The sequence below is a fragment of the Marinomonas sp. S3726 genome, from assembly GCF_000967665.1.
In the GTDB taxonomy this organism is placed as follows: Bacteria; Pseudomonadota; Gammaproteobacteria; order Pseudomonadales; family Marinomonadaceae; genus Marinomonas.
Genome location: NZ_JXYC01000009.1, coordinates 176,075 through 190,727, shown reverse-complemented (window position 1 = coordinate 190,727; position 14,653 = coordinate 176,075). Strand labels below are relative to the sequence as shown.

Below are 14,653 nucleotides of genomic sequence, written 5' to 3'. Positions count from 1 at the left end.
TTTCCTAGTGAACCATATTTGGCACAGCAAGTTTAAAAATAGGTATTTCTACATCAAAATGCTCGCCATTTTCACCTAGCATTTGATAGCTGCCTTGCATCACACCTACTTGGGTATCTAAGACGGCACCACTTGAATATTCAAAGTGACTACCGCTTTCAATTTGTGGCTGTAAACCAATAACTCCCGCGCCTTTTACTTCCTGTACATTGTCATTCCCATCAGTAATTATCCAATGACGAGAGATAAGCTGAGCTTTACTTTTCCCCTCATTAATAATTTTAACATGATAAGCAAAAACAAATCGTGAAGCTTCTGGAGTTGACTGGTCAGCAAGGTAGTCAGTACTTACTTCTATTCTAATGTCTTGGTTAGGCACTAGTGGCTTCCTTGTTATCAAGGTAATTTGCTATCTTGACGTAATCTGGCACATCAAGTCTTTCTGGTCTTAAACCAGGGTCTATTTCGAGCGCTTCAAAATCTTCATTGTTTAGGATGCCCTTATAGTTGTTTCGCAACGTCTTGCGTCTTTGCTGAAAACCTAGTCGTACAGTACGCTCTAGGGTTTCCAGGCTATTGGCAAAATGTGGCTTCTCTCTATAAGGCGTCATACGAACTATTGCTGAATCTACCTTTGGTGCTGGGTCAAAAGATTCTGGACCAACAACAAATAAAGATTCTACCTGACAGTAGTATTGAGTCATGACGCTTAGGCGACCATAAAGATTGTCTCCAGGTCTTGCTGCTAAGCGGTCAACAACTTCTTTTTGTAACATGAAATGCATGTTATCTATGATGTCAGCTTGGCTTAGTAGGTGAAAAATAAGTGGTGTCGAAATGTTATAAGGCAAGTTGCCAACAACACGAATGTTTCCTTCTGTTGCAAGTTGCGAAAAATCAAATTTCATCGCATCAGCTTCATGGATTCTAAGATCAGGGTAGCGGAAAAGATTTACTTTTAGGATAGGGATTAAGTCTCTATCTAGCTCTACAACATCCATGGACTCTGTTGCAGCAATAATGCCTTGAGTTAAAGCGCCTTTACCCGGGCCAATCTCAACAATACGTTGACCTTTTTTCGGGGCAATACAGGCAACGATATTTCGGATTACGCCATGATCATGAAGGAAGTTTTGTCCAAAGCGTTTTCTCGCCTTGTGGGGTTGTGTTTTGCTCATTTAGGAAACTTTTTTCGCATTATTAGCCATTTCAATGGCGTGGTTGATCGCAATTATTAAACTGCCCTCGTTGGCTTCGCCTGTACCTGCAAGTTCAAGTGCTGTGCCGTGATCAACTGAGGTTCTTATAATAGGTAAACCAAGAGTGATGTTTACGGCATTGCCAAAGCCTTTGTATTTTAACACAGGTAAACCTTGATCGTGATACATAGCAAGAACACAGTCGCAGTTTTCTAAATTTTTCGGAGAAAAAAGTGTATCAGCAGGTAATGGGCCAATTAGTGACATGCCTTTTGCGTTTAACGTCTTTAAAACAGGAATGATGGTATCTATTTCTTCCATACCAAGGTGGCCATCTTCTCCGGCATGGGGGTTTAAACCACAAACGAGAATTCTTGGTCGCTCAAGGCCAAAACGAGTAATTAAGTCTTGATTTAAGGCTTCAATTACTTGGGTCAGAGACTCTTTAGTAATAGCGTCACTGATATCTTTCAAGGGGAGGTGAGTTGTTGCCAGAGCGACTTTTAAGCCTTCTGTTGCCAACATCATAACAACTTGATCAGAATGGCATCTTTGTTGGAAGTATTCTGTATGGCCGCTAAAGTGATTGCCTGTATCGCATAATATGCCTTTATGAACAGGTGGCGTAACTATGGCGTCAAATTCATTGTTAAGGCAGCCATCAGCAGCAAGTTCTAAAGACTTAATAACAAATTCAGCGTTACTAACATCTAGTTTACCTGGCGTGACCTCGCATGTCTGTGGGATGTTGATTACATCAAGTTGACCTGCTGAGTGAGTCAGAACACTTTCACTGGATTGATGATTTTTTATCTTAACATCAATGCCTAACTGCTTTGCTCTTTGCTCCAGAATAGTTGAAGAGCTTAATACAAGAATTTTTGCGTTAAACGGCTGCTGTAGCGCTTTTAAAATGATATCTGGTGCAATACCTGCTGGCTCGCCACTGGTAATACAAATAGTTGGTACGGATGATGTATTCACTGATCTACTACCTAAATTTATGTGCTGTCTAAATTAAAGAGCTAGCTAAATAAAGAGTGCCTACGAAGAGTAGGCACTTGATTCGGGTATAACTAAATTGATCAGACCTATTTAAGAGTCTGTCTTAATATCAATAAAGGCTTTGCTCTTAAGTTCGTCAAGCCATTGGCTTAAAACTAAATCTTGTTTTTGAGCGATAAGGGCTTGTTTGGCATTCGCTTCTTTTATCTTATCGCTAATATCTTGGCTACGACGTCCCTCTACTTTAAGTACATGCCAGCCATATTGAGACTTAAATGGCTTACTGACGCCGCCGACACTTGTTTCGTTCATTACGGCTTCAAATTCAGGTACCATGGTGCCCTGTACTGTCCAGTCTAAATCACCGCCTTTAAGAGCAGAGCCCTTGTCTTCACTAAACTCTTTCGCAAGGCTAGCAAAGTCTTCACCTTTTAGAATTCGCTGGTAAATAGCTTCCAGGGCTTCTTGTGTTTGCTTTTGGTTTCTAATGGCATTGGCTGAAAGCAAAATATGGCGAGCTTTAGTCTGCTGTTGAAGAGCTGTTTGTGATGATTTCTTATCAATTAACCATAATAAATGTTGCCCTGCGCTACTTTCAATTGGTCCGTAAAGTGGCCCTTTGCCGGAGTTCAAAGATTTAATGAAAAGTAGTGGAAGTTGGTTCATTGGGCGCCAACCTAGATTACCACCCTCTAATGCAGCTTGGCCGCTTGAGTGTGAAATAGCTTGATCGGCGAAGTCTTGCTCTGTTTGTATTTTATCTTTGATCAGCATGACTTGCTCTAAACTTGTGCTTTCAGCTTTATCTCGAACCAGAATATGTCTTAAGTGAACTTGATCTTTGTTGTTAGATAGAGCTTCGTCAGAGTTTAAAAAATCATTGATTTCTTGTTCACTGATAATGATGCGTTGGCGAATAACTTGGCTTTTCACCTTGCCTAATAAAATCTCATTTTTAATCTGGTTTCTATAAATTGTATAGTCAATATCTTGCTGTGCTAAAGATCGCTTTAAACCATTGAGGTCTAGCTTCATTTTTGCTGCCACATTTAAGATGGCTTGGTTGACTTCTTGATCACTAATACGAATGCCAAGTCGATTAGCATAGTTGGCTTGCAATGTTTCATTGATCATCTGAGAGAGTATTTGGCGACGGATATTATCTGTCATTTGCCCATTTGGTACTCTGTCTTTAATGATGTTGAAGCGAGTTGAAATATCGCTTTCTAAAATGGCTTTAGAATCCACAATGGCTGAAATACCATCAATTTTTGTTGCTGCAAAACTGAAACTGCTTGCCATGACTAGGCTAGTGCAAATTAAAGTAACTAGTTTGTTCATTATTCGTATCCAACTTTTCCTGAGTTCCAGTATGTATCGCCTATGCTGCTAACACCATTGTCTTGGCCAATGGTGCTTAAGCTGCGTAAAATAAATTTAAGGTAGATTCCTTTTTGAAATACCTCATCATCATCGCGCCAATGTTGATAACTTAATTGCGCTTTTACACAGCAATTTTCATATCCAACAGCCGCTGTTCTTTTGCTTCTAATGTGATCAATGTAGTCATAGTCTTCCTGGTACATGAAAGTCCAGTTTTGATTAAGAGGTACTATGGTACCAAAGGTGCTTTGCTTGGTATCTGTCACTCTTGTATCTTCATCTATGCTATATAGATAACTTGCATTTAGCCTGATGCCGTTATTTGGAGCAAAGCTGGTAGATATTTTACCAAGTTCTAAATCGTCATCTGAGGTGTCATAATTAAGAGCTAAGGAAGCATGAAAAAGTTCACTATGCTTATAGCTAATTTCACTCAAAAGCGGACTCTCTTTAGATCTATCTGTGCTAATTTCATAGCTATCGTCAGAGTCGTTACTTGTAACACCAGGGTTGATGTCGATTTTTCTATCAGACAGATAAAAAATTTGACCTAATTTGAAGGCCCAACGCTCATTGTTATTTGGGTCATATAAACGACTTTCAACACCTAAAGTGACTTGTTCTGTATCACCAATCCAATCATTGCCACTAAATCGAGTGTGGCTAAAAGCTTGTGAATAGGTCAGAGACTTCTCGCTCGTATCAAAATAAGGGATATCACTTTGATCTTTAAACGGCGAGTTCAGGTAGCTGACTTTAGGTTCGAGTGTTTGTCGCCAAGCTTGTGAGTTTATGTTTAACGTTCTTTCAAACTCGATACTTGAATCCAGGTAGTAGCTAACGTGATTTATGCTTGCGTTATAGTTTGAGTTATTTGTATAACTATGAAGATCGTACTCTCTGTACTGATGCAATATGCCTGGTGTGATAGAGCCCCAACTATTTGCTATATCAAAGTTGATGTCTTGGTTTACCACTGTACGGCTACCGTCTGTTACTTCTTCGTCAGGGTCTTCAAAGTTTGTTAATTGAAGCTCTGGGCGATAATTTAGCCAATCATTGTAATAAAAGTAAGATGCATCGAACCTAGGGTTCCATTCAAACGGGCTATCGTTTGTGCTAAGTGGTGTTTGGTAGCGTTTTATTGCTGCTGAAGAGGATAGATTGCCTTCTTGATAGTTAAAGGTGAGACTTCGCTCGTAACTATCTTCTTCTTTTAAGCTAATTGAATTAACTTCAGGGACTTTATTGGCCGTTGGATTGTCTTCAAACAATGCATGAGCACTAATGTTTTCTGTAATTGTTTGCTTAGATTCTAACTTTCTGAGTGTTTGTTGCTTCTCTGTATCATGGTAAAAGCTTGATTCTTCAAAAGTAGTTAGCCCTCTTTCATTTAAGTATCTCATTTCAAAATCATAGCCAATACCTTGATGCTCAACGAAGTTTGGTGTGATCGTCGCATCAAGTTGTGGTGCAAGGTTGAGATAAAAGGGGGTTGATAGGCTGACACCATCATCGCTTGAGTAACCAAATGAAGGAAATAGAAAGCCTGTTTTGCGGCGTTGATCTAATGGAAAAGAAATCCAAGGGAAGTAAAAAACGGGGAAGCCTGCCACTCTAATTTGAATGTGTTTTGCGGTGCCAAAGCCTATGTTTGGGTCTAAGACAATTGAGCTGCCGTACATCTGCCAGCCGCCAGAGCCGGGTTCACAAGTTGTATAGAAGCCTTCTTCGATGAAAACAACACCGTTTTTTGCTTTGCCAATGGACCCTGCTTCGCCTCTTATACCTGTATCATGGAAGACAAATTGAGCGTCTTCAAAGAGAACTTCACTGCCTTCTTCAGAATTACTTACTTCAGCGTTAGAGGCTTTAATTAGTTGTCCTTGTCTGCGACTGACGACATTGCCTGAAAGTTGAAGATGTTTATCTAATTCACCATTAATTTCATCTGCAGCGAAAGACTGAGTTGGTTGGAGAATTTCAGCGCCACCTTGAAGTCGCATTTTGCCTTCATTAGTGCGAACAATGACATCAGCTAAAACTCGGGTATTTGGATCTGTGCTGGCTTGCCATTGGTCTAGGTAAGCGCCTTGGCAGAACTGCCTAACCGAAGATAGCTGCTCTTGGGTCAAAGCTTCTTTCGGATACCAGTCTAATTCTGCAGCTGAAACAGTGGAAATAAAGAAAATACTGTGTAAAAAAATGAACTTGATACGAATCTTGTTGGTCATGCGATGTATACTGGTTGCTTTAAACAAATTGTGCATAGCAAGGTAGAAATCCCTGTTAGGGTAATAAGTTGGGCTAGATGATAATCTAACCTGTGCTATTTGGGCTACTGATTCTGGAGAAAAGTTCACATGTGGAAGCTGGTTGCGGCTGTTTTGGGTTATTTGCTAATGGGCCCATTGGGTATTTTGCTCGGTTTGGTTGTTGGTCACATTATTGATGCTGGGAAGGCGAACTTAGCTGGCCTCAATATTAAGCGTGGATCAGTACGTCAACAACAAGCTGCTTTCTTTCAAACCTTGTTCCTTTTGATGGGGCGTTTGGCAAAAGCGGATGGTGTTGTATCAACCGAAGAAATTAAACTTGCCTCAGATGTTATGGATCGAATGGGGCTTAAAGGTGATGCAAAAAAACAAGCAATAGAGCTTTTTAACCAAGGTAAAGCGGCTTCTTTTGATTTGGCTGAAGTCTTGGCTAATTTTCAAAGTGTGGTCGGTGAAAGAAGTATTCTTACTCGTACTTTAATTGAAATTTTATTGGTATCAGCCTACGCCGATGGTGATTTCAGTCTGCAAGAAAAGTCTTTAGTTTCACAAGTGTGTGCTCATTTGGGAATCAGTGTTGCGGAATTTGAACAGCTGCATTTACAAATTAAGCAACAGGCTCAATTTAGACAAAATGGTGGCGCGGCTAATCACTTAAATGATAAAGAAATGTTGCAAGCTGCCTATGATGCAATCGGTGTTAATGCATCTATGACAGATGCAGAGATCAAAAAAGCTTACCGTAAGCTGATGAGTCAAAATCACCCTGATAAGATGATGGCGAAAGGGTTACCAGAAGAGATGGTATTAATCGCCAAAGAGCGGACGCAAGAAATTCAATCCGCTTATGACCTGATTAAGAAAACGCGTAAAGCCTCTGCTTAAGGTGATTGATAAAACAGTGATTTACTGAACTCAGGGAGCGTTTTTAATTGTTCCCTTTGCTGAGTGTTTTGTTTTAAAAAGCCTCTAATACGTTGTACTAGCTGTTTTTGGTCGATCGAAAACTGACTGTTACTGGTTACTTTGATTTGCGTATAGTTTGGTGTTTGACTTTCTCTTTGTAGCATAGCGATACGGCGAGCTTGAGCATAGTGTTTATCAAATTGGTTTGGGCGGATGTAATAGTCAAGTACAGGTTGTGCGCTTCCCTTTAGTAGCTCGGCAAAAGGGAAGTAAGCTAGCTGATTTGGCACGCTCGCGGAAATTAAAATAAGAGCGCCTGTATTTAGTTGCTTGCTAGCACTGTATTTAAGTGCGTAGGTCGCACTTGTACCGTAGCCTAATAAACTAATATTAGAAATTCCTTTCTCATTCGCAAAATCAATGCTGGCATCTATTCGGCCAAAAACCACTTCTTCGTGTGTTAAGAGGGTCTTGTCCTCTGTTTGTTCACTTTCTTCTTGGGGAGTAAAGCTAAGAGCTTCTTTTTTTAGGCTATCCGGCACCTCAATAGATATTGTGCACCAACTGCTTTTAGTAAGTTCTGATCTAACTGGACTGATGACATTCGGCCAATCAGGGTGTTCATTGTTACCATGAAGCAAAATGATGCATCCCTGGGGATCGTTGGTTTGTGCAGCCTTATGCAAGACTAAAAATGGGTCACCTTGAAAGCTTAAATTTTCTATTTCATTAGCGGCATTCATTTCGAGTTGGTGGGTTAATGCTTCTATGCGTTTTACTTGCGATGGTGTGAAGCTTCTTTCCTGAAGTGGTTTGCTGGCAGTTTTATTATCTGTCTCGATTGCGTCTTCATTAGTCTGTGTTTCATCACCTGTCGCCTCATCCGCTGCGAATGCAGAAAAAGAGAAGAGAAATAGAAGAAGGATGAATCCCTTTATCTTATTTTTATGTCTCATAAATACTTATCTTTCAAGCCTTGTTAGAATAAGCCAAATTTTACTCTGGAATTAGCGATATGAATGATTTTGTAATAGCTCCATCAATTCTTGCAGCCGACTTTGCGCGTTTAGGTGAAGAGGTCGACTCTGTTCTTAATGCTGGTGCAGATATTATTCACTTTGATGTAATGGATAATCATTATGTGCCTAATCTAACGATAGGGCCAATGGTATGTAAAGCTTTGCGTGATTATGGCGTTACGGCTGAAATTGATGTGCACCTTATGGTTAAACCTGTTGATAGTATGATAGAGGACTTCCTAAAAGCGGGAGCTAGTTATATTACTTTTCACCCAGAGGCAACTGAGCATATTGATCGTTCATTGCAAATGATTAAAGAGGCTGGCTGTAAAGCTGGCTTAGTATTTAATCCTGCTACGCCTTTACATCATATGAAACATGTTATGGATAAATTGGACATGGTTATGTTGATGTCTGTTAACCCAGGATTTGGCGGCCAAAAGTTTATTCCTGCAACTTTAGACAAACTGAGAGAGGCGAGAGCCTTGATTGATGCTAGTGGCTACAATATTCGTCTTGAAGTTGACGGTGGTGTTAGCGAAAAAAATATCGCTGAAATAGCTGCTGCAGGGGCTGATACCTTTGTTGCAGGCTCGGCAATTTTTGGTAAGCAAGACTATAAAGCTGCGATTGATGCAATGCGATCAGAGCTGGCGAAAGTGGAGCGCTAATGAGAACTCCTAAGCATTTTAAAAAATGGTTCGAAGCTTGGCCTCAGTTAGTGTGCTTTGATTTAGATGGTACCTTGGTTGATAGTGTGCCTGATATTGCTTTAGCGGTGGACAGCTTTCTTGTTGAGCAAGGTCAGGCGCCGGTAGGTGAAGATCAGGTGCGTCAATGGGTAGGGCAAGGTGCTTCGAGTCTTGTAAAAAAAGCAATGTCAGATGCGGGTCTTGATGACGCACTTTATGAAGATTGCTACCGTAGTTTTTTACTTGCTTATAAAAGTAACTTGACGCAAAAAACACGTCTGTATGCAAATGTTCTGGACTTACTGAAAGCATTAAAAGCGAATCATGTGCCTATGGCTTTGATTACCAATAAGCCAAGTGCGTTTGTTAAGCCAATACTTGATCACTTTGAGATCAGTGACTACTTTTCTTGGATCTTAGGCGCGGACACCTTGGAAGAGAAGAAGCCTTCTCCTTTGCCTTTGTTGTTCTGTGCTGAAGCTATTGAAGCACAGAAGGATCAATGTGTCATGATAGGCGATTCTCAGACAGACAGTCGAGCGGCTATTTCAGCAGGTTTTAAAAATGTTTTGGTGACTTATGGTTATCATCAGAATGTTGATTTGAAATCTTTAGAAGCGGATTTACTCATAGATGATCTAGTTGAGTTGCTTCTTTAAAGTAAGTGTTTTGTCTTTAAAAGGCCGCCAAATTTTGTTTGGCGGCCTTTTTTATGGCTCTGGTTGAATGTTTTGCTCTGTTTGGATTTTCAACGTTTGAGTAGGGAAAGCCAGCTCTGCGTTATGGTGAGCAATGATGTCGATAATTTTGAGTAAAATGTCTTGTTTTACTTCATGAAAACGAATCCAGTTTGTCGTTTTAGTAAATGTGTAGACGAAAAAGTCTAAGGATGAAGGGCCAAATTCATTGAAATTAACTATCATTGTTTGGCTGCTATCTATGTCTTGGTGCGTTTTAAGCATGGCTTTAATATCATCCATTATGCTTGCTAAAGCATCAACATCATCGTATCGAATGCCTATTTTTTCATAGATTCTACGATGTGACATACGAGAAGGGTTTTCCACAGAAATAAGTGAAAAAGTGGCATTTGGTACATATAAAGGGCGTTTGTCAAAAGTTCTTATCCGAGTTTGACGCCAGCCTATGTGTTCTACAGTTCCTTCGATTTCTTTGTCAGGAGATCTAACCCAATCACCTACTGAAAAAGGGCGATCGAGGTAAATCATCAAGCCACCAAAAAAGTTTGCAAGTAAATCTTTTGCGGCAAAACCTACCGCAATACCACCGATACCACCAAAGGCCAATATCCCTGAAATACTAACCCCTATGGTTTGTAGGACTACGAGTGCTGAGATAATAAGTAGGCTTGCTTTAATGAGCTTACCAACGGCAGATACCGTCGTTAAGTCCATCGGGTGTTTCATTTTTACTGGGGAAATGAGTATTTGTTCACAGCGTTTTACTAAACGTGAAATAAACCATGTAATGAGAGCAATAAGGCCTATTTTACGAAGTGCATCTATGCTGGTTTGAGAGAATGCGCCTGTTTCATTGTTTGAGGTTTGAGAAATGATTAATAACCCTAGGCCCCAAATAAAGTACTTAATAGGTTGTCTTGCTGCTATTAGAAGTGCTTTGTCCCAAGGGTTTTTGGTGACTTTTAGTTGTAACAGTATGCGAGAAATAAGTTTGGAAATAATGAGATGAATAAAGAGGGTTATGATTAATATAAACGCAATTTTAACTAGCCAATGCATTTGAGGCTGTCCAAGCCCCACATAGTTAATTAAGGTATCCCAATTCATTGTGTCTTTCTCGTCTTATGCTTAGATAAAGTGTGTGCGAATATTTCTTAATAGTATGAATGCTGAATAAGTGTCATGTCATTTTAATTAGCTTTCAGGAATAAATATCTAAATTCTTATTTTCTGCAAATAAATGTCCTCTAATTGGCATTATGTGAAATATACCTGCTTAATGTCACGTTTTTTTAAGAAACTATGATTAAATAGCTCTTTTACGAATTTTTTTTTGAATTACACGCTTTCTACACAATGATTCAATAAGATAAAAAGTATCTAATTAATCCAATTTTAATATAAGTAATTGGTTTGAATATCGGTATTTTTTGTTTTATGTGTGCTCGATAGATTGATCTATCCTTGATAAGAGACGAAATTGCTAGTGGGTTTGTTTATCGATTATGCATGGAGATAATTGAATAATGAAAATTTTTATTGAGATTCACCTCAGGTTTGTAGCAACTGTTTGGCTGATTCTTATGGCTGTTTTGAGCCTACTTTACCTCATTAACTACATGAAATTTGATAGCTTGATGTCCAGTGTTGTTTCATCAAAGTTAGAGGTGATTTCCTCGTCATTAGAGTCCTCCATCTTAAAGGCGGAGCGCTTAGGTATACATCTTAAATCAGCAAATAACCTACCAGACTTAATGGAGAGGGCGAAATCTAGAGACGTTAATGTGAAGTTAATACACATTATTGGCGATGATGGGGTCATCATTTTCTCGACTGACTCTCAGCTTGTAGGGCAGGCCGTTGAAGAAAGCTTAAGTAAAAGAGCGCTTCGCTCTACCGAGGCTAATTGGATGTTGGCAACAGATAAGGATCTTTATAGCGGTTTGCAATTAAAAGACAGCTTCGATGAGCTAATAGGCAGTGTCGTAATCCAGTACGACAAGTCCTCTTTTTCAGGAACTTATGCCCAAGTTAGGTTGCATTTGCTCGAAATGACAGTGGGTATTTTCTTAATATTTTCATTGATTGTCTTCTTGGTCATTAGGTTGTGCTTTGGTGATATTAGTGGGGTTATTCACCTGATTGAGCAATATACGGGCGGAGAGAAAGTGACTAAAACATTTGACGCACCAGAAGGCTCGCTAGCGTTTAAATTAGCAGAGCAAATGAAACAGGGTGAGCAAATGAAAGCTCAAGTAACGAGTGAGTTGGATGCCATTCAAACTCTTAAGGAACAACAAAAGACTGAGGGTTTGTCTAAATGAATGAAGTGAAGAGTATGTCCGGCTTTATTAATAGCCGCTTAATCTTAGTAACGGTATTAAGTGCATTATTTGCCTCAGTCTTGAGTACTTTATATACCTTGATTGAATTTGATTTTGCGCTTGAACCCGAGCTTCTTAAGAAGGCTAACGCTGTTGCAGAGGTTATTCATGATGATGTGCAATTAGCAACAAGTGTTGGGATTCCTTTTGATCAAATTGAAGGCATGGATTCATATCTCTCAGACACACTTTATAAGTACCCTGAGCTAACGTTTGTTGCCATAGTATCTGAGAAAAACAGCCTACTTTACAGTGCTGGTACAACACCTAATTTGAGCCGAATTAAGCCTGAATCATTTAATATTGAGCACCCGAACTTTTTACAAGAAAACATTGTTGAGCGTTTAATCCAGGGGTCGAAAGAGTTATATGGGATCTTCTTTGGTGATGCCTCTGCCAATCATGATAGAGATCTTTTTAAATTGGAAATGACCCTTGAAGATGAAACGCTTGGGTATGTACTTGTTGGATTGGATTCTGGTTTTATTCAATCTCAGCTAACCGACGTGTTTTTTGATGTTGTGATCGTTTTGGTTGCTGTATTACTTGTTTGTTTTGAAGTTGTCATGGTTGTGGTGATGTTTTATGTATCAGAACCACTTAAAGAGTCCGAAAGTTTATTGCAACGACAAGCAGAAGGTGACTTTTCGGTTAATGAAAAGGTCATTACAAAAGGGGTTTTTGGAAACTTTATCGGAAAACTCAATCAAGATTCCAAGGATTTACAGGCACAATTTCAATCGGCAGTACAAATTGTTGAGCAAGAAAATGTGCAAAAAGCCGAAGTGTCGGCTAAATCTCATTTGCAAAAAATTGCTGAGAAGTTTCGTCTACAAAATGTACTTAATGTAAAAAGTGGCGATATTGTAGACGCGCGTATTCCTTTATTTGTTTTCTCGTTAGCAGAAGAATTACAGAAATCCTTTATGCCTTTATTTGTGGCCGAGCTCTATGAAGCTGATTCTTGGATCTCGAAAGATGTGATGCTGGGCTTGCCGATTTCTATTTTCATGCTTGTCATTGCATTAGCTACGCCATTTGCTGCTGGTTGGGTGGATAGATGGGGGCAGAAACCATTGTTTTTAATTGGTTTAATACCTGCCATTCTAGGATATTTAGGCTGCTATTTTGCACAAGATGCCATGGATATCGTGATTGCTCGTGGGGTGACTGCGTTAGGATATGCTGTCATCACGATCAGCTGTCAGAGCTATATTGCAGCGGTTGTTTCGTCAGAAAACAGAGCTAAAGGTATGGCGATATTTGTTGGTGTTCTAATGACTGCGACCATGTGTGGTACAGCTTTAGGAGCGATTATCGCCGATAGAATTGGTTATCAACCAGTGTTCTTGCTTTCAGCAATTTTATCGAGTTTCGCTGGCGTGTTAGCTTGGAGAATGTTCTCAGGTAAGGTGAGCACAGCATCATCTGCGGCAAGTCAAAAAGCTAAGGGCGGCCTTCTGTTATTAGCTCGTAATGTTAAATTTGTCTGCATTATTATCTTTTGTGCGATTCCGACTAAGATTATTTTGACTGGCTTCTTGTACTTTATGGTGCCTCTATATTTGGTATCACTCGATGCAAGTCAATCAGAAATTGGCCGTGTCATGATGGTTTATTCTTTAATTATTATTCCTTTGAGTCCATTAGCGTCTGGTATTGCAGATAAATCAGGCAAGATGAAAGAGCTAGTATTGCTGGGTACAGTCTTATCTGGCGGCATTTTGATTTCTCTTTATGGTGAAGCTTCCTTCTATAAACTTTTGCTGGCAGTTGCTTTGATGGGTGTTGCTCACTCTATTTTAAAGGCGCCACTTATTGCTTCTGCACTTGAAGCCGCTGAGGCTACGCCTGAAGTTGGGCGAACTAAGGTGTTAGGTATTTTAAGAACAGCAGAGCGTATTGGTAGTGTATTAGGTCCTGTATTGGTAGCGACTCTTCTCACTCTATATGATTTTGGTGAAGCCATGGCCATTGTAGGTACAGGTGTCTTGGTATCGGCCCTATGTATGTTTATTTTCCTTCGTGTGCCAGATGCAAAGCAGGATGCAGGAGCTGAATCATGAAACTCTTTATCACACTAATACTCTTGTTCACTCCATTTGTAGTGTCTGCGGCTAAAGTTTTTGATGCCGCTAATCCTGCCACAATTTATATGGTGGTTTGGCGTGGCTGTGAGGATGCTTGTCTAGGGTTTAAGAGTTATCTCAAAAATAATGATTTACCTGTTAATTTAATTGTGCGAGATGTGGCAAGAGATAAAACACGTATTGCTGAGTATCTTGCTGAAGCAAAAGAATTAAAGCCTGACCTTGTAGTGACTTGGGGAACGAGTGTATCAAAGGGCATGATAGGTACTATGGGGGAGTATGGATCTCTGACCAAGCTTGGGGATATTCCTGTCATGTTTATGATAGTTGCTGATCCTTTAGGAGCAGGGATTATCTCGTCTTATAAAGAAAGTGGACGTACTAACGTGACCGGTATTCGTAATCGTATTTCGGAAGATGTGCAAATTAGAGCAATGAGAGAATACTTTCCCTTAACTCGTATGGGGGTTATTTACTCTGAAGGTGAGCTTAACTCGGTATTAAATACCAAGAAATTACATGCTTTATCTATCGATATGGGGTTTGATTTAATCGAAAAAACTTATCAATTAGATGATAACAACACGCCTTTGCCGGGCCAGTTCGATCAAGTTATGGCTGACATGGCAAAGGAGAATGTCGATGTTGTTTATGTTGGTTCAAGTTCATACAACTTAGAGAATAAAGATGAGTTTACGCGAGCTGCAGTAAAGTATTCCTTGCCTGTTGCCAGTGCTTACGATGTGATGGTTACTGAATCTAATGGTTTAATTGCTGTTGCTAACAAATATTATAATGTTGGGCGTTTGGCTGGGAATCAGGCAAATAAAGTCTTGTTTGAACAGTCAACTCCGGGCGCTTTGCCTATTGCCGAACTGAGTCGCTTCTCTATGTTTATCAACATGGATGTGGCGCGAAACTTATCCTTGTATCCCCCTATTCAGTTATTACGATTTGCTGAATTGATTAATCCTGACTCACATATTGAAGATTAGACT

13 protein-coding genes are annotated in these 14,653 nt (G+C 39.8%); 6 read left to right on the top strand and 7 right to left on the bottom strand.

From position 1 onward, the window contains the following. Nucleotides 1-4: 4 nt before the first annotated feature. The 5 genes from apaG to lptD form a co-directional block, all read right to left on the bottom strand. Complete coding sequence (gene apaG / locus TW85_RS08425; protein ID WP_046016661.1) at nt 5-379, bottom strand: Co2+/Mg2+ efflux protein ApaG; 375 nt, start codon at nt 377-379, stop codon at nt 5-7. Next, on the bottom strand, nt 372-1,178 hold the full coding sequence (gene rsmA, locus TW85_RS08420) for a 16S rRNA (adenine(1518)-N(6)/adenine(1519)-N(6))-dimethyltransferase RsmA (RefSeq protein WP_046016660.1): 807 nt from the start codon (nt 1,176-1,178) through the stop codon (nt 372-374). Before rsmA ends, apaG begins: the two co-directional genes overlap by 8 nt. Then, the gene (gene pdxA / locus TW85_RS08415) at nt 1,179-2,183 is read right to left on the bottom strand and encodes a 4-hydroxythreonine-4-phosphate dehydrogenase PdxA (protein WP_046016659.1); all 1,005 of its coding nucleotides are present in this window, start codon (nt 2,181-2,183) and stop codon (nt 1,179-1,181) included. It lies immediately after the preceding gene. A 111-nt stretch (nt 2,184-2,294) separates the two neighbouring features. After that, on the bottom strand, nt 2,295-3,545 hold the full coding sequence (locus TW85_RS08410; protein ID WP_046016658.1) for a peptidylprolyl isomerase: 1,251 nt from the start codon (nt 3,543-3,545) through the stop codon (nt 2,295-2,297). Beyond that, nucleotides 3,545-5,857: an LPS assembly protein LptD gene (gene lptD, locus TW85_RS08405; RefSeq protein ID WP_046016657.1), complete on the bottom strand. Its 2,313-nt coding sequence runs from the start codon at nt 5,855-5,857 to the stop codon at nt 3,545-3,547. The genes TW85_RS08410 and lptD overlap by 1 nt, the downstream gene beginning before the upstream one ends. A 93-nt stretch (nt 5,858-5,950) precedes the next feature. Between lptD and djlA the strand changes: the two genes are divergently transcribed. Beyond that, a complete protein-coding gene (gene djlA, locus TW85_RS08400; RefSeq protein ID WP_046016656.1) occupies nt 5,951-6,748 on the top strand; it encodes a co-chaperone DjlA in 798 nt (265 codons plus the stop codon). Here djlA and TW85_RS08395 read toward each other — a convergent pair. Further along, nucleotides 6,745-7,725, bottom strand: coding sequence for a DUF3530 family protein (locus tag TW85_RS08395; RefSeq protein WP_052702027.1), 981 nt, complete (start codon nt 7,723-7,725; stop codon nt 6,745-6,747). The genes djlA and TW85_RS08395 overlap by 4 nt on opposite strands. Before the next feature lie 59 nt (nt 7,726-7,784). Between TW85_RS08395 and rpe the strand changes: the two genes are divergently transcribed. Together rpe and TW85_RS08385 are read left to right on the top strand one after the other, a co-directional pair. Beyond that, the gene (gene rpe / locus TW85_RS08390; protein WP_046016655.1) at nt 7,785-8,459 is read left to right on the top strand and encodes a ribulose-phosphate 3-epimerase; all 675 of its coding nucleotides are present in this window, start codon (nt 7,785-7,787) and stop codon (nt 8,457-8,459) included. Further along, nucleotides 8,459-9,139 carry a phosphoglycolate phosphatase gene (locus TW85_RS08385; protein WP_046016654.1) on the top strand — a complete coding sequence of 227 codons (681 nt, stop codon included), beginning with the start codon at nt 8,459-8,461 and terminating at the stop codon, nt 9,137-9,139. Before rpe ends, TW85_RS08385 begins: the two co-directional genes overlap by 1 nt. A 51-nt stretch (nt 9,140-9,190) precedes the next feature. Here the strand turns inward: TW85_RS08385 and TW85_RS08380 are convergent, their stop codons facing one another. Next, a complete protein-coding gene (locus tag TW85_RS08380) occupies nt 9,191-10,288 on the bottom strand; it encodes a mechanosensitive ion channel family protein (protein WP_046016653.1) in 1,098 nt (365 codons plus the stop codon). 419 nt (nt 10,289-10,707) lie between these two features. On the opposite strand from TW85_RS08380, the gene TW85_RS08375 reads away from it, so the two are divergent. From TW85_RS08375 to TW85_RS08365, 3 genes are read left to right on the top strand one after another with little or no spacing between them, the layout of a single operon-like run. Then, entirely contained in the window at nt 10,708-11,505 is a 798-nt protein-coding gene (locus TW85_RS08375; protein WP_046016652.1) for a hypothetical protein, read from the top strand. Beyond that, the gene (locus TW85_RS08370) at nt 11,502-13,631 is read left to right on the top strand and encodes an MFS transporter (protein ID WP_046016651.1); all 2,130 of its coding nucleotides are present in this window, start codon (nt 11,502-11,504) and stop codon (nt 13,629-13,631) included. The genes TW85_RS08375 and TW85_RS08370 overlap by 4 nt, the downstream gene beginning before the upstream one ends. Then, a complete protein-coding gene (locus TW85_RS08365; RefSeq protein ID WP_046016650.1) occupies nt 13,628-14,650 on the top strand; it encodes an ABC transporter substrate-binding protein in 1,023 nt (340 codons plus the stop codon). The genes TW85_RS08370 and TW85_RS08365 overlap by 4 nt, the downstream gene beginning before the upstream one ends. The last annotated feature ends 3 nt before the right edge of the window (nt 14,651-14,653 follow it).